The sequence below is a fragment of the Wolbachia endosymbiont (group B) of Melanargia galathea genome (assembly GCF_964030625.1).
GTDB lineage: Bacteria > Pseudomonadota > Alphaproteobacteria > Rickettsiales > Anaplasmataceae > Wolbachia.
In genome coordinates, this window is record NZ_OZ034910.1 from 1 (window position 1) to 25,720 (window position 25,720).

19 protein-coding genes are annotated in these 25,720 nt (G+C 34.0%); 12 read left to right on the forward strand and 7 right to left on the reverse strand.

Annotated features, from left to right (window positions below; translation table 11 throughout):
* Positions 1-161 precede the first annotated feature (161 nt).
* The 3 genes from AAHF52_RS00005 (at position 162) to AAHF52_RS00015 (ending at position 1,434) form a co-directional block, all read left to right on the forward strand.
* Positions 162-617 (forward strand): JAB domain-containing protein, encoded by a 456-nt coding sequence (locus tag AAHF52_RS00005; RefSeq protein WP_410541894.1) that lies wholly within the window; start codon positions 162-164, stop codon positions 615-617.
* 102 nt (positions 618-719) lie between these two features.
* A complete protein-coding gene (locus tag AAHF52_RS00010; RefSeq protein WP_006012370.1) occupies positions 720-1,049 on the forward strand; it encodes a helix-turn-helix domain-containing protein in 330 nt (109 codons plus the stop codon).
* A gap of 22 nt (positions 1,050-1,071) precedes the next feature.
* Entirely contained in the window at positions 1,072-1,434 is a 363-nt protein-coding gene (locus AAHF52_RS00015; protein ID WP_264685161.1) for a helix-turn-helix domain-containing protein, read from the forward strand.
* Between the two features lie 180 nt (positions 1,435-1,614).
* On the opposite strand, the gene AAHF52_RS00020 is transcribed toward AAHF52_RS00015, so the two are convergent.
* Positions 1,615-2,688, reverse strand: coding sequence for a hypothetical protein (locus AAHF52_RS00020; protein WP_342068413.1), 1,074 nt, complete (start codon positions 2,686-2,688; stop codon positions 1,615-1,617).
* A 191-nt stretch (positions 2,689-2,879) separates the two neighbouring features.
* Here AAHF52_RS00020 and AAHF52_RS00025 point away from each other — a divergent pair, with 191 nt between their 5' ends.
* The 4 genes from AAHF52_RS00025 to AAHF52_RS00040 all read left to right on the forward strand — a co-directional run bounded on the left by AAHF52_RS00025 (position 2,880) and on the right by AAHF52_RS00040 (position 9,109).
* Positions 2,880-3,803, forward strand: a complete 924-nt coding sequence (locus AAHF52_RS00025; protein WP_214303463.1) for a hypothetical protein — start codon at positions 2,880-2,882, stop codon at positions 3,801-3,803.
* 51 nt (positions 3,804-3,854) lie between these two features.
* Entirely contained in the window at positions 3,855-4,187 is a 333-nt protein-coding gene (locus AAHF52_RS00030) for a helix-turn-helix domain-containing protein (protein WP_214303408.1), read from the forward strand.
* A gap of 34 nt (positions 4,188-4,221) precedes the next feature.
* Positions 4,222-4,593 (forward strand): helix-turn-helix domain-containing protein, encoded by a 372-nt coding sequence (locus AAHF52_RS00035; RefSeq protein ID WP_214303407.1) that lies wholly within the window; start codon positions 4,222-4,224, stop codon positions 4,591-4,593.
* A gap of 592 nt (positions 4,594-5,185) precedes the next feature.
* Positions 5,186-9,109 carry an ankyrin repeat domain-containing protein gene (locus tag AAHF52_RS00040; RefSeq protein ID WP_342068414.1) on the forward strand — a complete coding sequence of 1,308 codons (3,924 nt, stop codon included), beginning with the start codon at positions 5,186-5,188 and terminating at the stop codon, positions 9,107-9,109.
* 86 nt (positions 9,110-9,195) lie between these two features.
* Here AAHF52_RS00040 and AAHF52_RS00045 read toward each other — a convergent pair whose 3' ends face one another.
* The 6 genes from AAHF52_RS00045 to AAHF52_RS00070 form a co-directional block, all read right to left on the reverse strand.
* Complete coding sequence (locus AAHF52_RS00045) at positions 9,196-15,390, reverse strand: neuraminidase-like domain-containing protein (protein ID WP_342068415.1); 6,195 nt, start codon at positions 15,388-15,390, stop codon at positions 9,196-9,198.
* A 10-nt stretch (positions 15,391-15,400) separates the two neighbouring features.
* Positions 15,401-15,655 carry a hypothetical protein gene (locus AAHF52_RS00050; RefSeq protein WP_264376790.1) on the reverse strand — a complete coding sequence of 85 codons (255 nt, stop codon included), beginning with the start codon at positions 15,653-15,655 and terminating at the stop codon, positions 15,401-15,403.
* 1 nt (position 15,656) lies between these two features.
* Positions 15,657-17,489, reverse strand: a complete 1,833-nt coding sequence (locus AAHF52_RS00055) for a phage terminase large subunit family protein (protein ID WP_264376791.1) — start codon at positions 17,487-17,489, stop codon at positions 15,657-15,659.
* Positions 17,489-18,997 (reverse strand): ankyrin repeat domain-containing protein, encoded by a 1,509-nt coding sequence (locus tag AAHF52_RS00060; protein WP_264376792.1) that lies wholly within the window; start codon positions 18,995-18,997, stop codon positions 17,489-17,491. The genes AAHF52_RS00055 and AAHF52_RS00060 overlap by 1 nt, the downstream gene beginning before the upstream one ends.
* An 18-nt stretch (positions 18,998-19,015) precedes the next feature.
* Complete coding sequence (locus AAHF52_RS00065) at positions 19,016-19,486, reverse strand: hypothetical protein (RefSeq protein WP_264376886.1); 471 nt, start codon at positions 19,484-19,486, stop codon at positions 19,016-19,018.
* Between the two features lie 131 nt (positions 19,487-19,617).
* A complete protein-coding gene (locus AAHF52_RS00070) occupies positions 19,618-20,088 on the reverse strand; it encodes a Holliday junction resolvase (protein ID WP_264376793.1) in 471 nt (156 codons plus the stop codon).
* Positions 20,089-20,896: 808 nt separating this feature from the next.
* On the opposite strand from AAHF52_RS00070, the gene AAHF52_RS00075 reads away from it, so the two are divergent.
* The 5 genes from AAHF52_RS00075 to AAHF52_RS00095 are packed head-to-tail and all read left to right on the forward strand — an operon-like array spanning position 20,897 to position 25,660.
* Positions 20,897-21,388 (forward strand): sigma-70 family RNA polymerase sigma factor, encoded by a 492-nt coding sequence (locus tag AAHF52_RS00075; protein ID WP_264376794.1) that lies wholly within the window; start codon positions 20,897-20,899, stop codon positions 21,386-21,388.
* Between the two features lie 49 nt (positions 21,389-21,437).
* Complete coding sequence (locus AAHF52_RS00080; RefSeq protein ID WP_264376795.1) at positions 21,438-22,235, forward strand: ATP-binding protein; 798 nt, start codon at positions 21,438-21,440, stop codon at positions 22,233-22,235.
* A gap of 23 nt (positions 22,236-22,258) precedes the next feature.
* A complete protein-coding gene (locus AAHF52_RS00085; protein WP_214303244.1) occupies positions 22,259-22,738 on the forward strand; it encodes a hypothetical protein in 480 nt (159 codons plus the stop codon).
* A complete protein-coding gene (locus tag AAHF52_RS00090; RefSeq protein WP_264376796.1) occupies positions 22,735-23,967 on the forward strand; it encodes an AAA family ATPase in 1,233 nt (410 codons plus the stop codon). The genes AAHF52_RS00085 and AAHF52_RS00090 overlap by 4 nt, the downstream gene beginning before the upstream one ends.
* 22 nt (positions 23,968-23,989) lie before the next feature.
* A complete protein-coding gene (locus AAHF52_RS00095) occupies positions 23,990-25,660 on the forward strand; it encodes an AAA family ATPase (RefSeq protein WP_405054860.1) in 1,671 nt (556 codons plus the stop codon).
* The last annotated feature ends 60 nt before the right edge of the window (positions 25,661-25,720 follow it).

The window sequence follows — 25,720 nt, forward strand, 5'->3', positions numbered from 1 at the left end:
ATCAAGCAGAGGCAGGTCTTTACTTGGACCACGAGCTACTGGAACGTACTCTGTCTGGATATGCAGAAGGAAGAGAAGTGGCAAAAAGGCTAATTGAGCTCTTTAGTAGTTTAGGAAGGGTAATTAATGCTGATTTTCATGAGCTAAAAAACGTTACAGGAATGAATGATGGAGCAATAGCAAATATCTTTTGTCTGAAAGAGATTTTTGATAGGATATTGAAAGGTAAGTTAAAAAAGCTGTCGATTCTTGATAATAGAGAAGAGCTATTAAAATACTTTAAAGCAGCAATAGGGCAGTCACGAAAGGAAAGCTTACGAGTGGTATACTTAGATCGAAGTGGTCATTTAATATATGAGTATATTCAAGATTGTGGAACTATAGACAGAGTACCTCTATATGTGAGGGAAATAATAAAACAGGGATTACTGATTGATGCAGCATCTGTTGCAATTTCACATAATCATCCAAGTGGAGATATAGAACCATCAAAAGAGGATGAGGATAACACACTTACATTAGCTGCAACCTGCGAAAATGTAGGAATGAAATTGATAGACCATATAATCGTAACACAGAAGAGCCACTTTAGTTTTTATGATAGTGGTTTATTGTAATCTGTAGACCGGAAGGAAAGTTCTCCAACTTTCCTTCTTTTTTTCACTTCATAAATTAAAAAATTCAATATAAGCTTGAACAGCTAAAATTAGTAATGAAAGGTGGAATTAGGCAAAAAAATAAAGGAACTTAGGTTATACTGTGGCTTGACACAAACTGAATTAGGAAAAAGAATAGGTGTTTCATATAGACAGATACAAAGGTACGAAAATGGTTCAAATTGTATTTTAGCCAGTAGACTGTATGACTTAGCAAAAGCCCTATCGATTAATGTTGCTGATTTTTTTACTGATATGCACGCCGACTCACATGAAAGTTACGATGAAGAAATACTAAAACTAGTCAAAGGATATAACGAAATTAAGAGCAAAAGGTTACGTAGTGTAGTTTATATATTGGTAAAATCTTTTTCTCAAAGTGATAATACATAGCTAATATTACCTGATATGTAAAATGACCATACAACATCCTATCGATAAGCAAATAGCTGAAAGAATAAGAAAAAGAAGGCTAATATGTGGTTTTAGCCAAAGGGACTTAGGAAAAAAGCTTGGAATTTCATTTCAGCATATACAAGGATATGAAACTGGAGAGATAAGGCTTGTAGTTGATAGATTGTACAATTTGGCAGAAGCTTTGTACGTTGATATGTCATATTTTTTTACCAAAGCCTCTGAAGACTTGCATGATAAGGCCTTCCGTAGCGATGTGGGCAGCGAAGAAATATCAAGATTAGTAAGAGAATATAGAAAAATTAAAGATGAAACATTGCGTGATATTGTGCATTTAGTGATAAAGGCTATTGCTAACAAATAGTACAAATTTTAAAGTTCAGGTATTTTTTATAATATAAAACACTTCTACAAGCAATACTAATTAAAGTAAATTATTTATGGTAAATTGGATTAAGTTTTAAAAACCACTTTACTTTGTAATAGTTAACCATTTATTTCTGATATACAAGTAGCTATGTGAAACATAGCCACTTGTCTCCAATCAAGAACGTCCTACGGATGTCGTTTTGTTGTCTTTTAATTTATTCACCCAAGAAAAGGTCTCACTACTTTTAGAATTTTGGTCACCCCACCTTCCACACCTAGTAAAACTGCCTCTTTCTACTGCTTCTTTAATAGACATTCCACCAAATAAACACCCCTGTCCTATGATTTCTCCTATTTTTTGCAACTCATTCCACATTTCTTCATCTTCTACCTCAATTTGTACTTGATGATAGTCTTCTGTGTCATGATATACCATTAAATTTAGTTCTCCTAGGCTAGTGCAAAGTGTTACTGTAAAAGCGCTGTTATCGGATATATCCATGTAATTTCTTTTGCCGTCCTTCCCAGTTTTTACTTCAACTTCACCGTCACCTATTTTTATAATATTGCCACCGAGATTTAAATCTCCTTTGCTTAGACCCAAATTTTTTGCACCTTCTACAACTTTTGCAACATCAACTATGCAGCTATGCGAAAATTCCATATAGAAGGTCTTATTATCGATTTCTACATTTTCAACAGTTCCTTCTATAGTAGCGTTCTCTCCAACTTCCCTGAGTTTTTTGAGCCTACTATATATTTGTGGCTCAATTTCTTTTTGCACTTTTTCAGTTATGTTCTTATCAACTTGTACATTAAAATCTGCTCCATTTAAGGCTAACTTTCTGATTATATCCTCTTGTTTATTTCCTTTGAATTCATCACGATACATCTTAAACATTGTAACGTTAGCAAAGCTAAAGCCATCCTCATTGGCAGCATTTATTCTTATTCCTAAATCCAAAACTTCATCGACAATTTTACTTAATTTGTCTATATTTTCAGCTGCAATAGCTTTTTCCAATAATTCATTTAGTTTCATATTTTCATATTCACTTAGCCTTATCTTGCATAAAGCTGATCGAAATGGATTGAGCTCCTCAGGATATGTTAAGATAGGCAATTTACTGATCTTTTTATTTGCTGTTGGAGCAGCTTTTATAAAATTAGGTAATAACCCTTCTTTTGCTATTCGCTCTACTGCTTTTAACATTTTACTAGACAATTTTTTACCATTTATTTTTTTCATTGTAACCCTCACTTAATCTTATTAACTATATCGTGATAAGTATTATTTAATTGTTAATATTATACGACTTATTGATTTATTCTATATTATAATAACAAGTTTTACGGGTACTTACACTAGAAAAACACATCTTGTAAAAATTATTTCAGTTTCAACAAAAATGGGCTATTGTGATTGTAAAGTTGAAAGAAATGGATCTCCTGTCTTACTCCACTGAAAAGTTGAAGAAGCATTGTCAGCTACTTGATAATGAAGAAAAAATAATTCTATATGAGCAGCTTCTAGATAAGGCTAAAGATATACTTGAAAATTCAAGAGATAATGTTTCTGAACTGAAAAAGATCAGTAAAGCTGCTGTGGCAATAGAGGAAACTACCGATAAAGAGTTGTTAGAAAAGTTTAATGATGATCACCCGCTAAGAGAAGTGGATATTTTAATCTACTCTCCTCAAGGAAATACTGAATATCTATTCAGTATAGATAACTCATCAGAGCTTTATGATTTAAAAGAAGATAAAGGAAAAGCTCTTTATAATGCTGTAAAATCAAATGATGTTGAGCTTGTAAAAAAGCTGCTAATGATCCTTCTACCTCAAGAAGTAGGTAATTTTGATGTAGAATACTTGGAAGAATTAAAAATATTGCTGTCAGGAATTCACAAAGAATTACAATTATCACAAGATATGAAAAATTATCTTGAGAAGACGATAAAGTTCTATAGTTTTTTATGTAGTAATTTTAGCTTATTAGTTGCAAATCCCACTGATGTAAAAGCCATGATTGATCTATTTGCTGCTCAACCAAATGTTGATTACCAAATAGATAAGCTTCTACTTTCTTTTATTGTGAGAGATGTAGAGGAAGAAAAGCTAAGTTCTAAAATCAGTCACATGATAGAACTTCTTGAGCAGCATGAAAGATTTGCTGAGCTTGAATATAAGGTTAGAAGGTTAAGATCAGAGTTTGCAAGTGGTAAAAGCAGATATTCGGCTGAAGTAATACGAAATAGCATTGCAGAACGAGAAAAAGAGATGAGGGAAATTGAGAAAAAACATATAAGGCCAAGCAATTTAATTAACGAGAGACAGAAATTGTTAAAGCAATTACTTTGCTAATTTTTTTCCACTTCATAAAATTTGTTGTAAATTGAGTAGTTAAAATTAGTAATGGAATTAGGCAAAAAAATAAAGGAACTTAGGTTATACTGTGGTTTAACACAAACTGAGTTAGGAAAAAGAATAGGTGTTTCATATAGACAGATACAAAGGTACGAAAATAGTTCAAATTGCATTTTAGCTAGTAGATTATACGACTTAGCAAAAGCTCTATCGATTGATATTGCTGACTTTTTTACTGATGTGCATGCCAGCTCACATGAAGCTTACGATGAAGAGGTGTTAAAGCTAGTCAAAGGATATAACGAAATTAAGAGCAAAAGGTTGCGTAGTGTAGTTTATACGTTAGTCAAATCTTTTTCTCAAGGTTACAATGAGAGTTAGTATTGCTTTGATATATAAGTTAAGATATTAACAAATGATTGTGCAAGCTGAACAACATCCTATCGATAAACAAATAGGTGAAAGAATAAGGAAAAGAAGGCTAATGTGTGGTTTTAGTCAAAGAGACTTAGGAAAAAAGCTTGAAATTTCATTTCAGCATGTACAAGGATATGAAAGCGGAGAGATTAGGCTTGTAGTTGATAGATTGTATAATTTGGCAGAAGTTTTGTCTGTTGATATGTCATATTTTTTTACCAAAGCCTCTGAAGACTTACATGATAAGGCCTTTCGTAGCAATGTAGGTAGCGAAGAAATATCACGATTAGTAAGAGAATATAGAAAAATTCAAGATGAAACTTTGCGTGACATTGTTCATTTAGTGATTAAAGCTCTTGTGAATAAATAATATGGACTGACATATGCATTAGAAACTAGTAGATGATGTATATAAATATGAGAAATGTGTACTCAAGAAATATAAGTAGAAAACAATTCTTGAGAGTAATAGAAAAAATAAGACCAGGAAAATTTATGAAGTATTTTGTGGGGTATCTCCAAAGTCGATATTATTGAACCCAAGGATTTTTCAGGGTATACATTACTATTTTTAAATATGGGATAAAAAGAATGAAGAAAAACCAAGTTTGCTGAAACAAGTCTTCAAAAAAATTAGTTGGCGAGAGCAATAGTCAGAAACAAGTTTCAAATGTTCAAAGTGTTAAAAATGCAGATAATGCTGAAGAAAAGCTCTATTATGCTGGTAAAAAATCTCAGATTTATATTGCAGTAGATACAGAAGACATGCAATTTATGTGACAACAGCAGAAGCAACTAGTGCTGTAAAATATGTCTATGGTCTGATCTAAATTGCTATATGGGAAAAATATTTTTAATTTTGAAAAAAAAGTCATGACAAATTAAAAATATTATTATACCTTAAGTAATATTTATACTAAAATTAAGTTTAGTTTTTGTAAAATTTCAAAAGGGAAGTTCTTATGAGTAAGAATAATGATTTAATGGTTGCTGCAGCTGAAGGCAATCTTAGTAAAATTATAGAGCTTATAAATCAGGGAGCTGATGTTAATGCTAAAGATAGAGGTCTTGCCCCTCTGCATTTTGCTGCTACATATGGCCAATTAAATGCAGTAGAAAAGCTGATAGAGGAGGGAGCTGATGTTAATGTTAAGGATGCTTTGAATTTGACTCCTCTCTTTTATGCTATTAACTATTACAAGGACAAATTAAATTTAATAGAAAAGCTAATAAAGAAGGGAGCTGATGTTAATGCTAAAAGTAATATTAGACGTACTCCTCTGCACGAAGCTGCTAGAAAAGGTTGCTTAGATATAGTAAAAACTCTTATAGAGAATGGGGCTGATGTTAATGCTCAAAGTAGTATTGGGAATACTCCTCTGTACGAAGCTGCTAAAGAAGGTTACTTAGATATAGTAAAAAATCTTATAGAGAATGGGGCTGATGTTAATGCTAAAGCGAAGAATGGCAAGAAACCGCTAGATATTGCTATTGATGGCAAACGTAATGATGTTGTGGAACATCTAAAGCAAGTACAATTAGATTTAAATAAGGGGTTGTTGAATGCTGTGTTAGCAAACAATATCAATAAAGTTGAAAACAGCATCACACGAGGTTTAATAAAGCATTTCATTAAAAAAGGTGTTGATGTTAACGCGAAGGACAATGAGGGAAAGAGTTCTTCCCCTTTTGTTTCTTTAAACATGACAAGTATAGTAAAAAGTTTTATAGAAGAAAGAAGTTCTGATATTGATGATATATGTAATGGTGGAACTCCTTTACACGCTGCTGCTTACTCAGGTAAGATACGTATAGTAAAACGTCTCATAGAAGAAGGAGCTAACATTAACGCTAAAGGTCTTAAGGGATTGACTCCTCTGCATACTGCTGTTTGCTCAGGTAGATTAAATATAGTAACGTATCTCGTAGAGAAAGGGGCTAACATTGACGCTAAAGCTGATGATGGAGTTACTACTTTGTTTGTGGCTGCTCTAATGGGAAAATTGTCTGTAATGAGATATCTCATAAGAAAAGGAGTTGATATCAATGCTAAAGATGAGCTTGGTAACTCTACTTTTAAATATTTTCTTTTTTTGAGTGAATTAGGTGTAGTGAAATGTTTAGTGGAAGAAGGGGGTGCTAATCTAAAAACTGATTGTCCTGAATATACTCCTTTACACGATTCTGCTCTTAAAGGAGATTTAAATGCAGTAAAACATCTAGTAGAAAAAGGAGCCAATGTTAATGCTAATATTAATGACCTGGGTAACACGCCTCTCCATTATGCTGCTTTTAAAGGGAGCCTAGATGTAGTAAAATATCTCATAGAAAAAGGGGCTGATGTTAATGGTCAATGTGCTTATGGTAAATGCAGTTCTTTGGACTATGCTTCTCAGGCAAGCAATATAGATGTAGTAAAGTATCTCATCGAGAAAGGGGCTATTGTTAATAGTGAATGTTATCTTGGACCTTCTTTACATAGTGCTATTCTAGGGGGCAGCCTAGATATAGTAAAGCATCTCACAGAAAAAGGGGCTGATGTTAGTGCCAAAGACAAAAATGGATATAGCCCCTTGCATAGGGCTGCTGATAAGGGGAAATTGGATATAGTAAAGTATCTTATAGAGAGAAGGGCTGATATCAATGCCGAAGATAATGATAGGTATACCCCCTTGCATAGAGCTGCTAGTAAGGGCAAATTAGACATAGTAAAGTATCTTGTAGAAAAAGGCGCTAATATTAGTGTCGGGAATAATGATGAATATACCCCTCTATGTAATGCTGCTCTTGAAGATAGCTTAGATAGAGTAAAGTCTCTTATAGCTAAAGGCGCTGACGTTAATGCTAAGCGTGATGGTAGTAGCGCTCCTTTACACTATGCTGCTTTTCGTAGTAATTTGGATATAGTAAAGTATCTTGTAGAAAAAGGGGCTGATGTTAATGCTAGCAATGATGGTGGGTACACTGCCTTGAATTACGCTGCTTTTCGGGGCGATTTATATATGGTGGAATACCTTATAGAAAAAAAAGCTGATATTAGTCCTACGTATGATGATGAACATGATAATTTGCACACAGCTATTATACTTGGTGACTTAGATGAAGTAAAACGTTTAATAGAGAAAGGTGCTAACGTTAATGCTAAAGATAATAATGGATCTACTCCCTTACATGTAGCTGTTTATTCGTTTCCTTGGAATATGTCAATTACTTTGGGTATGGTAGAGTATCTCATAGAAAAAGGGGCCAATGTTAATGCTAAAGATAATAATGAATCTACCCCTCTGCACGATGCTGTTAACCGGGCTAGCTTGGATATAATAAAGTTTCTTATACAAAAAAACGCTAATGTTAATGCTAAAGATAATAATGGATGTACTCCCTTGTATAGTGCTGCCTATCGCGGCACCCTAGATGTAGTAAAGTATCTCATAGAAAAAGGAGCTGATGTTAGTATTAAAGATAATGATGGACATACTCTCTTACACGGTGCTGCTCATAGTGATGTACTAGATTTAGTACAGTACCTTATAGAAAAAAAACAATTTGATGTTAATGCTCAAGATAATTATCGCAAAGTACCATTACATTACGCTGCTGAAAATAATCTTGATTCAAAAGTAGTTGAATTCCTTCTGAGCAAGGGCGTCTCGGTTGACGTTAAGGATAATAGTGAGTGGACACCTCTACACTATTCCGCTAAGAATGATAGATTGAGCGTATCTAGATTACTCATAGAGAAGAGCGCTAATGTTAATTCTAAAAACAACCAGGGTTTTACACCTTTGCATATAGCTGCTCGAGAGGGTAGTTCAGCTGTGGCTAAAGTTCTTGTAGATACTCCAGATATCGATATCTATGCTAAATCTAATAATGACGGCAACATGCCAATACATGTTGCTGCTGAAAATGGCAAGTTAGAGATAGTGAAAATCTTTGTGGATAAAAAGCCTGATATTGCTAATGCTAAAAATAATTATGGCAATACAGTCTTACATGTAGCTGCTAATAACTGTCACTTGAACGTAGTAAAGTACCTCGTAGATGAGAAAGGAGCTAATGTTAATGCTAAAAATGACAAAGGTAGAACGCCCTTGGATCTTGCTAAGAGACAAGAAAGTGAGGATTGTAAAAGTGTTATAGACTTTCTACAAGCAAAGAGCGCTAGTCGTAGACGTCGTGATGTTCAGCATTCACTTAGTTACCCTACTAAAGTTAAAAGCCCAACAAGCCATTTATCTAATTCTCTAAGTTCAAGAGATGCCCTACTTGTTGGCAACTCTTATAACGTTAAGATTGAAAAAACCCCGCAATTGGCTTATGGCTATAATAGTCAAAATAATGCATTAGCTCTTCATCCATCACAGGTTGACCTTAATAGTACAATATCACTACTGGATGTGATTGTAAGAAAATTTACTGGGCAAAAATATATTTCTACTAAAGTTGAAGGTCCTTCTGAACAGCAAATATTAGGTTATACATTAAGTATTAATCATGCATTTGAGAAAGCGGTGAAATACGCGGCAAGAGAGAGTCGTATACCAATACGCTTGTTGGATATTGATTTTTTAGAGGTGTACAAAGGAATTTATACTAAGGTTGCTAGCAATAAACTTAATGAGGTACCTGAGTTTTTAAGTTTGTATATAGAGAAAGCTTGCACTGGTGAGCAAGTAGCTAAATTAAATTCAAAAAAATGTAATCAATTTATGGTTGTCTTTAATAACAGGTTAAACATAGATTATTATAAGGATGCAGATGATACATTGCCAAGTTCTAGTCATACAGAACAGCAAAGAAGTTTTAACTTGCAGAGTAATAAGCCTAACAACTATCTGGAAGATGTTTCTGTTAATTCAACTCAAGTTAGGAAACTTATGTAAGGCAGGCAGCAATATAAAAAATTTAAGCTAGCTTTATTTTGAAGCCTACTGACTTCTTATGCGGAATAATCAGTAGGCTATTTTTTCTAACTCCAATTGATTTCTCCTGTGTAAGGAATAATAATTGTTATTTCGTCAATTGAGCTAGTACCAGCTGCTTTGAGCTTCCAATCGCTATCAAGCTTAATAGAAGATTTGTCTATATTGATCTTGTACGACTTTGGATCCCAATTACAGCTATTTACTGTTATTTTCATATTAGGAGCCTGTGGTGTAGGAAAAACATAAATGCTATCTCCAATTTCTGGGTTCTTAACATAAGTAGGAAAGATCTCAGCAGATGGTTTAAATGTTAATTCATCGTATTTTTGCTTAAATTTCTCCCAGGCATCAGGATAAGCTACACTGAGATTTAAAAGCAACATTTCAGATATGCATTTGAGTGTAGAAAGGTTCTGTACATCTTGTCTGAATCCTTTTCCTCCATCAAATGCTGTATAATCAACATGTATTATCACATCAGAGATAGTACTAACATTAAACCTATTAGTTCCTTGAGGAAGATTTAATTCCCAATCAGAAACCGCTCCTGTACCTTCAAAAGGCAAATAACGTTCATCGTTAAAGTTAAGTTCAAATAATCCACTATCTTGATCTCCTTTTGATATCGCTATTTGCTGGTTCGGTTTAAAATCTGTTCTTAGGACATTACTGTCTGGTTGATTAATACCTTTTTCCCCTAACAAGAACTTTATTGCATCAATATCATCTTTAAGTACTACCTTATTACTTGTTTGCTGCAAGCTGGCATGAATATTTTCATAAGGACCAACTACTGCAGGAACAGTAATTCTTATGTTCTTTATCTTACGACAATAATGACCAGGAAAGTCTAGATCAAACAATTTTTCTGTAAAACTAAACTTACAACTGCCTTTATTTTTGAGTTCATGAAGTGCCAAAGGATCCATTTGTTTTAAAGAAATTACTTTAGTGATTTCAAGAGCTCTTTTATTATCATTGTTATAGTTCTTTATCATTTCTTCAAGTTGAAACTTTAAGTTGTTTCCAGCAAGCAGTCCTTCTTTCATACTATTCCAAGAGTTAGCTGTGATATATGACTTATTATTGTTAAGTTCATATTGATAAGCTTTTTCTGCTTGCACAGCAACTTCCAATGCCATTTTATAAGCTTGAAAGTACACACGTGCTATCTGTCCCCTCATCCAATTATACAACTCCCGATTAGTAAACTTACTTCTAAAGAACTCTTCTTTTTCCTTAATTTGTTCTATTGATTTTTTATGGGCTTTAAGATCTTGTATAGCATTATCTTGATAAATTTTATTTGCTTCTATTTGATAGTTAATCTGCTCTGTATCGTAAGAAGCCATAGCCTTTTGCAACTCCCAATCTTCAGCACGTCTTCTGTAGTTCTCCGTAGTATAAGCTATTTGTGCTTTTTCATTTAAAATCATTGCTGCTGATTCAGCTATATTTGCTCCTACTTCGATAGCATTACCTGGTTGAAAAGCTCCTACGGCAAGACCGTAGACTGTAGGTATCAAGTGTGCAACAGCAGCAACTCCTCTGGTAACCGCAACCCCTGTTCTTACATCAATCGCTGTGCTAGAGAGTGCTATTGCTTCTTTTTCGCCAGCTGACAAATCATTGATAATTAGTCTTTCATAGTGTGATTGACGATTCTTAGCATTTAGTAGACTTTCATTCAGTCCATCTTTCTCCTTTTTTAAAGCTTCTATAATTTTTTCTTTAATTGATGTAATGAGATTAGCCATTATTCCTTCTTGTTTGTTGTAAAGGACAGCTAGTGTCTCAGTATCTTTTTTCTCAAGTGCACTTAATAACTCGTTACCAAATTGAATTACAGTTTCCACTATTGATTTAGCATAAGAAATCATGTAACTAAATCGGTAATGTGGTATAGACTGATCAGGTATTTTGATATTATTACCACTACTAGTTTCAGCAACTCTTTGATTGGGATCTATTGGTGAGTCAAACAAAGGTAATACTGAACTTTTTCCAGTCCTATCTAAACAATGTCTTATTTTATAAAGCTCGTCTTCAATTCTATTCCATAAGTCGATAAACTCTTTATTTGGAGGCGTGCAGAAATAATCATCATATTTTGTAATATTAATAATTTCATTAATGGATCGTCTTTTATAAGGTATTTGTATATTTTGAGCACTAGCTGGTAATTTTGCTTCCATTTGAGCTATACTTAAGCCTTTTAATTCTTTAAAGCTTTTAGCAATAGTTTCATGTTTACCATTTTTAATGGGTTTAGGTCCAAGTAAATCCCAAGCTCTAATATATATCATAGTAGCTTGATTTAATCCTTCCCATGATCCTTTAGCAAAGAGCATATTCCCCCAGTCAATTAGATTGTCTACATAAGAAATTATGATGTACTTTTTAAATGATTCTATATTTTGCTTTGCAATAATATATGGATCATATGGATCTATTTCTAACTCCGTTTTTGTCTGAGAGTCTTTTAAATAATCTATAATGTTTTTCCCTTGAATAAAAGGTAAAAACTGCCACGGCTGTTCGGTGTTATTAGGATCTAGAATATATTGATACCACTTCTGTGCTATAGAAAAATCTTGTTCTTGATTTAAATGCCAAGCAATCAGTGTTGGTATGTGATAGAATATTTCCCACAGGTAAATACCATAAGCACCATTAAAATCTAGAGTATTGCCTGGTGGATGACTCACTTTTGCGGTTGGCTCAAATCTGTTAAATTTAAGTTGTTCAAACTTTTGTGAATCTAAAGTTAAAACCCTCTTAGGATTACCTAAATAAGCTTTTTTACGTAATTCACGGACATTACCAGTAATATTTAATCTCACAAATGTAAATGAGACATCTTCTATTGGCATCTTTGGAGCCGGACTGTTATATTTACATTCTAATTTCTTTTGATCAATAATTTCATAGGTTGATTTTTCACTAATTCTACTCAAGTCATATGCCTTATTGGTAAACAATAGAAATGACTCATGGACGTTTTCACCTTTAAGATTTCCTTCAATAATGAACCATCCTGGTTTGTTCATTACTTGCTGAGCTAGAGAGATTTTAAAATCCCCAAGCAGTTTTGTTTCACCTGGAATAAAATTATTTTCATTATCACTATCAATTTGATTGGTAGCATTACTTTTAAAAATATTTTTGGTCAATCTCAGAAAAAGTTGATCTTTTTTATCCTTATCTATAGCACAGGAGTAGCGCTCTCCTTCTAAAGAAAAATCAGCAAATTTCCCATTCCTATTTTCGACAGTTAGATCCTCATCTAGGGTAAATAAATTGAAAGTTTTACCCTCTCTCATTTCACCCATTAAAATTATAATACGTCCCTCTTCTCGTTCTTTCTCTCTTAGATAAAAAGCTGCCACTTTTTTCCAGTGTAATTTATTTTTTTCCTCAGCTTTATCTATATCTATCTTAATACTACTTGCTAACTCATGTGGTGCTGACCAACTGCCACTTGGTTTCTGAAAGATATAATTGATTGTTGCATAAATTTTATCAGATAAATCATCTTGCTTGCCCTTTTCACTTTCTTTCTTCGTAACTTGTTGTAACCAAAAAATAAATAGTCTATTGAATGCATAAATTGGCGTTACAGTTTCTGCTGGAATTGCTGACTCAATTTTTTCCCAGGCAGTCCAATAGACAAATTTTTCGTTATCTTTATCGAAGACTGCTGTGCGGTAGTAATAGTTGTATGGCTGGGCAATTGTCCGTCCTATAATATACAGAGTATCTTTTTTTGCTCCAAAAATTTTATCCTCTACTTCTTCAAAATAACTATCTACTATTTTTAAAGTTGAAACTCCTTCGAAATCTTCAAAATACTTGAGGTATCCATTGCTTACTGCTTCATCTGTAATATTTCCTTGCATTAAGGTGTTTTGTAGTGTTTTATATTCTGGGCTTATTATCTTCTGTAAAGTAGGATTTAAATAATTTTCAGGATATAAGTTTATCTTACTGATTGCTTCCCATTCTCGATAACTCGATAGCCATTTCCATTTCTCCTCATTTAGCTCTTTATCAATAGTGACATCTTTTTCTAAGCCCATTATAGAGCGGTGAATATATAGTTGCACACTGTTTAGTGCTGCTTTTAAAGGTGATATCTTTGAGCAATCACTCATTTCAACATCTATCAATAAATGCGAATATAATTCTCGCATATCTTTAATCTTGAGTATGTGTACTAAATATCTTGCTAGAATATCACGTTTTTGCTCGGCTAAATATTTTTTCACTCTTTCTTTAACTTCGTCATTTCCTGATAATTCTAAGTTACCTAGAGTATCATTATATTTTCTCCAATCACTTTCATCCTTTACTTTTAAATTATATAAATCTCTTAATTCTAATAAAGCTACGTCATTAATTCCAGATTCGGTTACTACATCCATAACAAGCTTAATTTTTGTTAAAGATTCTATAGAGTTTTTTTCTTTAGTGAAATTTTCTTTAAATATTTCTATCTCCTTTATCTTTTTCAGCGTATTCCTGTTCCAGTTAGTGAGTGATTCTATCTTCTCTATAACTTCACTTTCTTTATAGTCTGTTCCACGTAACCAATCTGTATACTTTGAAAAGGTAATATCGTTATTAGAAAATTGATCTGTTAGAACCTTATAGCTTACGATAGTTTTAATCTGTTCTAATGACCAATTTGAAACTATCCCATAAAAGTCACCATGTTTTGTAATATTATTGACGTCTTCTGCTGATAATTTTAAGGCTTTAAATATAGCAATATTTTGTAGGAGTGGTTTTACTGGTACCTTAGATCCTTTATACTTTTTAGTAAATTCATAAATAGCATTGAATAGATCTGTTTGTACTTCTACATATTGAGATATTATGTTATAAAGAAGTTCTTCTCTTGAAAGCTCTGATGATTGAGATTGCCTTTCTATTTCTTCCTCTATTTTACTTACTTGTTCTTGAAAAGAAATAGGAGGATTGAGCAGATCATTTAGTTGTGCAATAGTGATTGAGTACTTTTTCAACCAGTCGTTTAATTCAATTACGTGTTCTATATTTGTAAAATTTAGTTCAGTAATTTGTAATTGTGATAAAAATTTAATAAGCTCCAATATTGGTATGCCTACTACTTTTGCTAATGAAACTTGCTTATATATTCTTAAAAACCTCAAGTTTCCGGAAGATTTAGACTTATCTTTAGTATCATTATAATTAACTAAATAGGATAACTCATTACCATCAACTTTTAAAATATCTTGTAATGTGCTGCTGATTTTGACATTAGCATCTATTATGTCCTGAAACTGTTGATAGTCTTTTTTTAACAGCTCTCGAAATTCTTCGGGAACTTTATTAGTAACAAAAAAATCAACTGAGGAATAACAAAGTTCGGATATTTTGTTCAAAGGTTGTTTTAATTTATTTTGCAGATTCTTAACTGCCGCTATTAACTTTATAGTATCAGCATTAATTTCATTTTTATCGATAATTAATAAAATTTGGCCTAACTCAGTAAATGACCAATCAAGTTGTACTGCCAGACGAATAAAACGGTGTAAAAATCCCAACGCATTATTATCAATATTATTGATAGTTTTATCTTTAATTGTTAGTTTTGCCGAATCAGCAAGTTTTTTAATTTTGTTATAACTATCAAGCAATAACTCTAATTCATCATAACTTATATTAGCTTTAGCAATAAATAAATCAACTTTTGCTAGTCCTTCTAAATTATCAACTCCATATACTTCTTTTAAATGAGATTCTGTTTTCTCTGTAGAAATGATTATTTGATAAGTTTCTGGTGAAAGATGTAAGGATTCTGCAGTTGTGTCAGCATCTTTTATTAGTATTTTGTACATCTCTGCTAAACTTATGTCATGCTCCTTAAGATAAGCACGTATACCAATTAAGGGAAAGTTAGCTGGTAAATTAAATGGATACTTAGCTGTTGCTAATTTTTGTAGTATGTTTCCTTTTGATTCTTTTTTGAGCTTCTCCTCCATTATCTGATTAGCAACTTCCAGATATAGTTTTTCCTTATTAGTATTATCACAGTCTAATTTAATATTCTCCAAATCAGGACGTCGTGAATTCAGTGTGTTGGGTTTAATGTATTTTTCAACAGTTTCCATAAGCTTAACGAAATAAGCTGCTGGGCTTAAAACTGACTGGCAGTCATCGCATTCAGAATAAACATTTTCTGTTCCAAATGTATTTTCAACTATTTTTGTCATATTGTTCTCCTTACAAATTTTGTATAATTTTTTTACACTGAGCTGCTGTATCATGGTCAATATTGCAGACACGTAATGCTCGGTAGTTCATGCCCGCAACTTTTAACCCCGCTTTTATTCGTTGCCTGAGCTCCAATAAATCCTTTATTTGAACTTCCCCGTACCGTACAATATGGTCACCATATGCAATTGATACTACTCTCTCTCCATTTTGTAGTTTCTTTATCGCTTCTTCGACTTGAATTAAATATTCTTCGTTATACATTTCACTTCTCATTCAACCATTGGCTTTGCCTTACTTTTTTAGGCTTTTTGCTTTCCATTTTTCCACTCAAACTATTCCATTTACTCTCTGGCCAACGATCGATTCCAAGCGCAATAGATGCTGCTCTCGCATAAATTCGGCAATCTAGTACTTCATTTCTTTCTCTTACCTTTTGCCACTCTTGTTTGGTGTATCCTTTTACTACTTTGCTGACTAATTGCTCTGCTGTTAGCTGCTTAAAATACTCAGGTGCATACTCGGGAAAATGACAATACCCTGCTGGCACTTCTTCTTTTTCCCCGTTTTTTAAAACATTAAGTAGCTGAAAAAGCTCTGATTTTAATATCGATACTCCCACTGGCCAGAGCTTTATTCCTCTTTTCAGCTTTTGACCACCAACTGTTATATCTACTCTGCTTGGACTGCTAAGTGGTACTAGAGCTTTATTTACACCTTTGACTGCCATTACTCTTCCACAGCCTTGATGACCTCTTATCCAATTGTATACTTCTTGCGTTGCATATCCAGCATCTACTGCCATCATACTTATCATATATTCAAGCCCATTTTCACCGATAAAATGATGATTTAACAGCTCTGAAAGCTTTTTCCATACTTCTCCACTTCCTGTATCTCCTTCAAATACTCGGTAGTCTATTGACCAATTTTCTCTGCCTTTTCCCCAGGCTACAACTTCTACTTCCAAGCGATCTTTTTGAACATCTACTCCTGCTGTGAGAACTACTTCGCCTTTTGGTACTGTGCCAATCTGAAAAAATTCTCTCCTGTTAAATAATTGCTTCCAGTCCGGTACTTCTCCTTTATCTACCCAGGTTTCTCCAAGCGTGGTATTTATCCAAACTTTCAGTAATTGTTCACTTTCCTTTGCATGGAGAAAGTCCTCTACTGCTTGTTGCCAACTATACCAGCCAACTGGACTATAAAGACTTGAAAGATGAAATCCTTTTTTCTCACCTTCTTTTGCCTCTGTAGCTCTCCATTCTCCACGTTCTAGCATCTCTGTCTTTTGATGATTTTCTATTTTGCCGCTACATTCAGTGCAGACATAATGTGCTGTTCTTGAGTCGTTATTTTCCCATTTTATTTGTGACCATTTTAGAACTTGATAGTAATTACAATGCGGACATGGTACAAAAAAATATCTCTTATCTGTTGCTTCAAACTCCTTCTCAATTCTGCTTATTCCATGAATCGTTGGTGTTGATACTAAAAAAATCTTTCGACGTGCAAATGTATTAGTTCGAGCAATACTGAGCAGTACTGGATCACCTTCTCCTCCTGAATCTCCTGGATAGGCATCTATTTCATCAAGAAAGAGATATTTTACTGGCATGGATCTAAGTCCTACACTGCTGTTTGCTCCGGTTATTACTACTATTCCACCTGGAAATTCCTTACTTTGTACAGTATTGCCTGAATCTCTTGATCTTGGGTCTTTTACTTTACTTTTTAAACATGGTGTACTTTCAATCAGTGGCGCAAATCTTCCTTTTGACCAACGCTTTCCCATTTCAACTGTTGGCTGTACTACTAGCATTGGTCCTGGTGTTTGATCGATGATATAGCCAATCCAATTGTTGCCAGCTTCTGTTCCTCCAATCTGCGCTCCCTTCATAAATACTACTTTTTCTGCTGGTGAGGACGGAGAAAGTGAATCCATGATTTCTTTTAAATAAGGAGTTCTTTCCGTTCTCCACTTTCCTGGCTCTGATGCTGCAGTTGGTGCTAGAACTCGATACTCATTCGCCCACTCTGATACTTTAAGCTGGGGATCTGGCTTTAATCCTGAACAAAAACTGGCACTGTAGATCATTATGCTCCACTCAAACAACTGTTGTGTAAACTTTCTACTTCAACACTATCAATTTCTGATCTGACACTTTCTGTGCCTCTTTGCCCTTCTAATTCCATAAACATCTTTTTCTGAAATTCCTTTTCTATATATCTTTTGCTCATCTCACTTATCATTATTGCTATAACAAGAGCAAATATCCCTGTTATTGTTGCAAAAATGATTGCACTGCTTATTGTTGCTGCTGTTAAACCTATATATGCTGCCATTACTACTGCGCTAACTGTAATACAGATGCAGATAATATTATTATGTTTTTTCATCCTTTTATCTGCTATTTCTCTCTGTGCTATATATTTATTATGAAGGGTTGGAAAATTAACAACGGTATCTCTGCAGAGCAATGACCCATTTTTTTCAGTAAATAAAACTTTAAGTAACTCCAAATTATTTGATTTGATTGCTAAGTGCAAAACAGGTGTATAATTTGCTCCTTTTTTCAGTAGTAATTTTACTACATGTAAATGTCCTTTTTCTGCAGCAAGGTAAATCGGTGATAGACCTTTATTATTTACAATATCAATATCGATTTCTTCCTTTAAAATAGATTCTACAATCTCAATTTCTCCTCTTTGTGCAGCTAAATGGAGTAGACTATTCTTTTCAGAACCGTATTTATTACTCATCAAAGCCTTCTTTATCTCAGGTTTAGCGTAATCAAATGGTGTCTTGCCGCTATCGTCTTTTACCAGAGGGTCTATATCTTCTCGCGTTAGTAAAACTTCTATTGTTTTCAGTCTTTCAGCATAATGTAGTGGTGTTTTATTTTCGTAGTCCTGCAAATTGACTTGAGCATTAGGCTCCTTTATTAAGCATTTGAGGATATCAAGACATAAGTCTCTTTCATCGTAATTAGTATTACTTACAGCTATATGAACAGGTGATAATTTCATCGAGTTTTGTCCTACACGTGCGCTATTTACATCTGCTCCTAGCTCCAGTAATAACTTTACTATCTCCAATTTTTTGTTGTTAACTGCATAGTGCATCGGTGTCTGATTTCGTGCATCAAAAACCTCGATTTCAGCTTTTCCTTCTCTTATCAAAATCTTTACAACTTCTGCATGTCCTATTCCTGCCGCTAGATGTAATGGAGTATGATGCAAAGCATTTCGTACATTAACGTCAATACCTTTTCTGATCAAATATCTCACTGCATTAATTTCACCTATCATTGCAGCTAAATGAAGTAAACTATCTTGTTCTGACCCGTATTTGTTATTAATTAGCGCTTGTAATATCTCTGCTTTTTTCCCTTCTTTGGCGTAATCAAGAGATGTTTTACCATCATTATCTTCTACAAAAGGATTGATATTCTTTTTTGTGAGTAGCAGATCTACCATGCTTAATTCGTCAAACTCTATAGCGCAATGTAGTGGTGTCTTTCCATTTAATCCTCTAACATTAACATCTAATCCAGGTTGATTGATGAGACACTTTATTAACTCTAAACTTAAGTTATCAGTCATTTTATATTCAAAATCTTTTTATATTTGAAATTTAGTGTTAGATAATTCTTCGAGTGAGTTTGTAATCTCTTCAGTTAGCGCCATATGAATCTTTTCAGTGTCACTCAGTGATGCAAGCAGCGCTGAAACTCTATTTGGAATATTAAGCAAATTATTACGAACAACTCTAGCGACGTTAAATGCTTCAGTTTTTACCTCTTCAATTGACACAAATTTGCCTACTTCAGCTTTCACTTTAGCTTCCAAAAGTTTACCACGCTCGGTTTCATTTTTTATTCGCGTTTTTAGCAATATCGTTGAAAGTGTTTCTCCGCGCTCTTTTCTCCTCAGTGGTTGACTTGGATCTCTTATTGCTGCTACCGCTTCATTTGCTTGTTCTCGGTCAATAAGTCCATCTTCCAGCTCAACTATTCCTTTTTTTACTAAAGAACAGACATATTGCCTCGAAAACCCTTTTTCCCTTGCCCATTCTGCTTGCGTAATTCTCACTTTTTTTCTCCTTTTTAGCACTGCTCAGCTATAATTTCGTAAGTAGTTAACATTTGAAATATGTCTAACGCTAAAGAAGGCCCGAGGTTGGGACCACTAAACCCGCCATTATGGCTGAAAGGACCCACTTTTTATGATATTTTTAATACACTAAAATCTTTACTAAAATTCATAACATAGAACATTAAAGCTAAAGAATCTGCTTCATTATCATCTGTTGGACAAAAACCCTTTTCCTGTACTGCCTCAATGACATCAGCTTTACTTGCATTGCCTTTGCCTGTTATAAAGCGTTTGATAGTTTTCACAGATACACCTTTGTATGGCACATGATGTTCTTCACACCAAGCAGAAAGGTGTGCTAAAAACCCTCCATAGATATGTGCAGCATCAGTTCCCAAGTGTCTTCTCACTTCTTCAAAGTACACAACTTCAATACCTGGAAATTTATACTTAAGTGCATTAAGCCAATTACGAAAATTTAAAAACTGCATTCCACCACCACTAAACCTGCTAACATGAAAACTCTTACTTCCACTTTGTACTATTCCATCATGTAAAATAGTCCAGCCAGTTTGTTTACCAAGATCTAGGGTGAGCATTTACTTTCAGTTGTTGTGTACATATATATACAAGATTCGAAAAAATTATGTCCAAAAAATCTTTGAAATTTAACAACTAACATGAAAACTCTTTTACAGCCAGTTTGTTTGCTAAGCCTTTCAATTGTTGGTTACATATATATACAAGATTGGAAAAATTTTCGTCCAAAAAATCTTCAATTTTTGAAAAATTTTTCTCGAATTTGAAAACCTTACTTATCCCAAACATGATTTTTCTACTTTTAGAGGTTTTCTTATTATTCTAATCTTATATTTTATATGTTTTTATATATGTGTATATTTTTATATATGTATTATATATATATATTATATATAAGGGCTTTAGGAAGCTAGAATCCTCCATATTGGCGGACTTCAGATATGCCGTTCCTAGGAACGGTTTTAGGAACGCATGGTGAAAATCCTCCATACAGGATAATTCTAGATTCCTGATTCCTAATTCCTGATTTAGGAAGCCAGTAATTAGGAACGGAACTTAAGATCATAGAGAGCACATTTTTCCCTCTTAAAAATTGGTGATATTGAATTTCAAAATATGAAATTCTTATATATTTTTAATATAACTTTAGGAAGCCTGAGCTACCCATTCTTTGAAATCCATTCAAAATAGGTTCCAAAAACCTGAATTGTATTATTTTAAATTGCACCGGTATTATTCTCAAAAAAAAATAACAGAATATCAATAGATTAAAAATCGCATCAGTATTATTTATTTTTGCTCCTGTCCTACATAACAGCATTAATAACTCTCATCCTTAAAAGCATCAATTTGTTTTTAAGGAAAGTTATGAAATTACAAAACTACCATATAGTTATTAAAAATGTAAAATATCAAGCTTATAGACTGAAACTTGCTAAGTGCTTTATTAATGAAGCTCACGAAGATCTTGAGCAAGAACTCTTCTGTGAAATTTGGCCATGTCTTGATCAGTATAATGAAGATAAAAGTAGCTTTAACACTTTTGTAGCAAGACTAACTGAAAACAAAGCTATTAACTTGCTAAAGAAACAGCGATGTGCAAAACGCGATATCAATAACTATATTAGTATCGATGTAACAGAGCTACTTGAGAGTGAAATAACAAAACGCATTGATGTAGACTATATGATCTCGGTTTTACCAAAGGAATGGCAAAATATATGTGAGCAACTTAAGTTTTTCAACTTACATGAAGTTGCCAAAATGAACAACGTTTCAAGAACCACTTTAAACAATATTATCAAGAAGATACGTGCCAAACTTTCTCCTATTTACTACGAAGGCAAAAAGAAAAATTGAACAAAATTTTTGCCTTTCTTGTATATATACATTGCAGCATGGATAAATAATGATTCTTAAAATTTTGAATAATAATGAAAGATTGCAAACAATATCAAGTGTAAAGATGGTCATCTTTGGTCCTTATGGTATTGGTAAAACAAGTCTACTAAAGACTATAGATGAACCAACACTTTGCCTTGATTTTGAAGCAGGGCTTCTTGCCGTTCAAGACTGGCAAGGAGATTCAATTAGTCTTCGCACTTGGAATGAAGCTAGAGATATTGCTTGTCTTATAGGGGGGTCTAATCCTGCGCTGAAGTCTGATCAAGCATATAGCCAAAGACACCATGAACATGTATCTGGTAAGTACAAAGATCTTTTCTCTGAGTTTTCTAAATACCGATGCATCTTTGTAGATAGTATAACCGTTGCTTCACGTTTATGTCTATTATGGGCAAAAATGCAACCTGAAGCTTTTTCTGAGAGATCGGGAAAGCAGGATATGAGAGCTGCGTATGGATTACTTGCTCAAGAAATGATGGCTTGGCTCAATCAATTTCAACACATCAGAGACAAAGACATCATCATAGTTGGCACTTTAGGTCAATATCTCGATGACTGCAATCGTCCAACTTGGCTACCTCAATGCGAAGGAACTAAAACTGCCAGTGAAATTCCTGGGATAGTTGACGAAGTAATCAGTATGGTTGGAATCAAGAAAGATGATGGAACGGAGAAGCGCTCTTTTGTTTGCCACACTTTAAACCCTTGGGGATACCCAGCTAAAGACCGCAGTGGACGCCTGAGTATGGTTGAAGAACCGCATTTAGGCAAGCTGCTTACAAAGATTAAAAGCAAGTTTTAAAATTTAAACATGGAGAGTGATATATGTTACAAAACCTATTAACTGATTTTAACACTGTAAAACCGCAAAGTAGACTGATACCAAAAGGTACAATAGTAAAGGTAAAAATGACAATCAAGCCTGGAGGTTATGAGCATTGGTTTACTAAAAGCCCCACTACCGGTAGCATTTATTTAAATACAGAATTTACCGTTATTGAAGGTCTATATGAAAAGCACAAGATTTACCAAATAATTGGTATTAAAAGTAATAAAGCAGAAGATACTTGGGGAGAAATGGGTCGCTCTATGCTTCGCAGTATCTTGGAATCAGCACGTGACATTCATCCACATGATAACTCAGAAGGTGCAATCCTTGCTCGTAAGCTAAATTCAGTTGCAGAATTAAATGGGTTAGAGTTCACAGTAAAGGTAGGTGTTATAACTGATGAATATGGAGAAAAGAACAAAATTGCTTCGGTAGAATACCGCAAAAATTATGAAATTGACAGAGTACCATTTTGAAGTACGACGAGGAAAAGCTTTGGTCTGCTGTCGTTACTAGAGGTATTCAGGACGCAGTAGGAAAAAACCCAAAGCTAAGAGAAGAAGCAATTAATTGGCTGAATTCAAAATCTTTTGAAACTGTTTGTGAGCTAGCTAATCTCAACTTTACACGTATGAAAAGTATGTATGGGAATTTTATGTCTAAAAAGCAAAAAGAGTTAAAGATGTTATTGATTGATAATATCAAGGAGTGTGTTTCTTACCTACTTCCAAATGGTGAGTTTTACCGAGAAAAAACTTATATCGGAAACTTAAATGGAAATACAATTACAGTTAAAATAGTAGGTAAGGAAGCTGGTGATTGGCGTAATTTTACTGAAGGAACTGGTGGTGATATTATTGATCTTTGGATTTTAATTAAGGGTGATATATATTCTGCTAGAAAGTGGCTCAATAAAAAATCAAAGAGTGGAGAAAAAAAAGGGGGGAAAAGAGAAGAAAAAATATTTTCTGTAAAGCAGTACTTAAGTGATCAATCACCAATACCAGAAGACATAATAGCTCCACGAATTCTCACTCCAGGTGGTCTTTTAGTCATTGGTGGTACTCCAAAGGTTGGCAAAAGTTATTTTCTTCTCTCTTTGCTTGCACATCTTGCAGCAGGAGTGTCGTTTCTTAAGATGAAGTCAGCAAGGCCACTAAAAATAGTCTATCTGCAAAATGAGATGGAGTACAATTATATCAGGGAACGCATACAACAAATCATAACTAATCAAAGACTGCCAAATCTAGCAGAAGAAAACTTGATTATTACTACAAAGATGAGATTAATTTTAAATGATGAAGGTATAGAGAAAATAAAAGATATTATAAAAGAAAAGTTTGATATCAAAATGATAGACCTTATCGTTTTGGATTCTCTTGACTATGAAAATATATTTTCTGGCCTGCAAAGCAGAATAGAAAAATTACGTTCTATAATTAATCCTATGGCTGGAATAATTATTACACGTCATACCAGAAAAGTATCCACAGCTACACTCGCAAAAAGTCCTTTTCAAGCTTTAATTGGTGCTAATGCTTTAAGAAGTTTTTATACATCTGGTATGGTAATGTTTCAACCAAATAAACGTGCAAATATCTTGCAAGTAGTATATGAGCTAAGAAACGGTAAATCAATACCAGCAAAATTCATTAGCAGAGTGAATGGGCGTTGGCAGAACTCTAAAATTATAGCTACGGCTTAATTTATCCACAAAAACCGACACTATGCTAGAGCTAAAAACTCAGCTTTTGCAAAACATCAGATCTTGTCTTTTTCATCTTTTACCAAGAGGGACATTTCGTGGTGATAAGTTTTATGTAGGTGATGTACAGGGTAACAAGGGCAAAAGTACTGTAATAGAGTTAACAGGCGAAAGAGCCGGATTATGGAAAGATTTTGCAACGGGAGAAGGTGGTGACATTATTGATCTTTGGGCAACGGTACACGGGAAGAATGCGAGAATAGAGTTTCCTGAAGTAATGCTCTCAATAAGTGAATGGCTTGGAAAAACCAACTTCAAAGAACAGAGAAATTTAGAACAGTACTTAACTTGTAGTTGGAACTACTACGATGAAAATAACCAATTGATTGTAATAGTCTATCGTTATGATCCTCCTTTAGAGAAAAAACAGTTTAAACCATTTGATGTTAAAAAACAAAGATTCAAAGAGCCAGAGATAAGACCTCTCTATAATATTCTAGGTATTTTAAAGTCCGATAAGGTTATTCTGGTTGAAGGAGAAAAATGCGCAGAAGCACTTATAGAGAAAGGAATAACTGCAACAACAGCAATGTTTGGAGCAAATGCTACCCTTGATAAAACAGATTGGACTCCGCTAAAAGGTAAACATATTATCATTTGGCCGGACAATGATGAAGCAGGTAATAAATATGCCAAAAACGCTGAAAAGAAGCTTTTAGAACTTGGTGTTGCATCACTTGCTACGCTTAAGATTCCACCGAATAAACCAAGGAGTTGGGATGCTGCTGATTGTCTGTTAGAGGGAATAAATGTTTCGGAATTTATTGAAAAAAACTCAAGAAAAATAATTATTAAACCACCACTTGATATTTTCAGCTGGAGTGTAGAGCGTTTTGTAGGTCCAGTACCAAAGCAAAGATTCTTGGTTGAAGGATTATTTCCTTTGGGTGTAACCTCCATTTTGGCTGCAATGGGAGATACAGGCAAAGGTATGCTTCTTCTTGACCTAGCCCTCAAGGTTGCAAGTAGCATAGACCAGGTGTGTGGATTTGGCCCACCTGTTACTGAACATGGGTCTGTGGTGGTATTTTCTGCAGAAGATGATACAAATGAAATACATCGTCGCTTAGAACGACTTGATCCAAAATGTGAGAGATTAAAATATAAAGATAGGCTATTTATTGTACCATTGCCAAATATAGGAGGATCATTTACCATACTTAAGAATGTTCGCGGTAAAGTTGTAGAGATATCTCCAGAATTTGAGTTGGTAATGAAGCAGCTGAGCAGAATAAAGGATTTAAAGCTCATTATATTTGATCCCCTTGCTTCTTTCATTCATGCAGATTTAAATGCTGACCCAGCAGTAGGGGATTATCTCATGTGTTTATTATCTGATTTAGCATGTAGCACTGGAGCTTCAATAATTACTGCACATCATATGAGAAAGCTGAAGGGAGAAAAGCCTATATCAACAGTAGAGCAAGCACGAGATGCTATTCGAGGTACTTCTGCTCTCGTAAATGGAGTCAGGTGTTCTTTTGCTTTTTGGCCTGTTGAAGATATGACTAAACCAATGATTTTTAGGTCAATTGGAAAAATCCCAAGACAAAATGCACTATTTTATGGAGCTGTTGTTAAGGCAAATGGCCTGGCTGATCGTACTGTACGTACATACTGTAATTGCTATTGAATGATGGAGAGACATACTCCATTATTTTAGCACGAAGTAACAAATTCAATGAATTAGTTC

Bases quoted from the DNA above. Each gene is read 5' to 3' on its own strand.
- AAHF52_RS00005 (WP_410541894.1), top strand. From the start codon at position 162: ATGAATGATGGAGCAATAGCAAATATCTTTTGTCTGAAAGAGATTTTT.
- AAHF52_RS00015 (WP_264685161.1), top strand. From the start codon at position 1,072: ATGACCATACAACATCCTATCGATAAGCAAATAGCTGAAAGAATAAGA.
- AAHF52_RS00020 (WP_342068413.1), bottom strand. From the start codon at position 2,688: ATGAAAAAAATAAATGGTAAAAAATTGTCTAGTAAAATGTTAAAAGCA.
- AAHF52_RS00025 (WP_214303463.1), top strand. From the start codon at position 2,880: ATGGATCTCCTGTCTTACTCCACTGAAAAGTTGAAGAAGCATTGTCAG.
- AAHF52_RS00030 (WP_214303408.1), top strand. From the start codon at position 3,855: ATGGAATTAGGCAAAAAAATAAAGGAACTTAGGTTATACTGTGGTTTA.
- AAHF52_RS00035 (WP_214303407.1), top strand. From the start codon at position 4,222: ATGATTGTGCAAGCTGAACAACATCCTATCGATAAACAAATAGGTGAA.
- AAHF52_RS00040 (WP_342068414.1), top strand. From the start codon at position 5,186: ATGAGTAAGAATAATGATTTAATGGTTGCTGCAGCTGAAGGCAATCTT.
- AAHF52_RS00045 (WP_342068415.1), bottom strand. From the start codon at position 15,390: ATGACAAAAATAGTTGAAAATACATTTGGAACAGAAAATGTTTATTCT.
- AAHF52_RS00050 (WP_264376790.1), bottom strand. From the start codon at position 15,655: ATGTATAACGAAGAATATTTAATTCAAGTCGAAGAAGCGATAAAGAAA.
- AAHF52_RS00055 (WP_264376791.1), bottom strand. From the start codon at position 17,489: ATGATCTACAGTGCCAGTTTTTGTTCAGGATTAAAGCCAGATCCCCAG.
- AAHF52_RS00060 (WP_264376792.1), bottom strand. From the start codon at position 18,997: ATGACTGATAACTTAAGTTTAGAGTTAATAAAGTGTCTCATCAATCAA.
- AAHF52_RS00070 (WP_264376793.1), bottom strand. From the start codon at position 20,088: ATGCTCACCCTAGATCTTGGTAAACAAACTGGCTGGACTATTTTACAT.
- AAHF52_RS00075 (WP_264376794.1), top strand. From the start codon at position 20,897: ATGAAATTACAAAACTACCATATAGTTATTAAAAATGTAAAATATCAA.
- AAHF52_RS00080 (WP_264376795.1), top strand. From the start codon at position 21,438: ATGATTCTTAAAATTTTGAATAATAATGAAAGATTGCAAACAATATCA.
- AAHF52_RS00085 (WP_214303244.1), top strand. From the start codon at position 22,259: ATGTTACAAAACCTATTAACTGATTTTAACACTGTAAAACCGCAAAGT.
- AAHF52_RS00095 (WP_405054860.1), top strand. From the start codon at position 23,990: ATGCTAGAGCTAAAAACTCAGCTTTTGCAAAACATCAGATCTTGTCTT.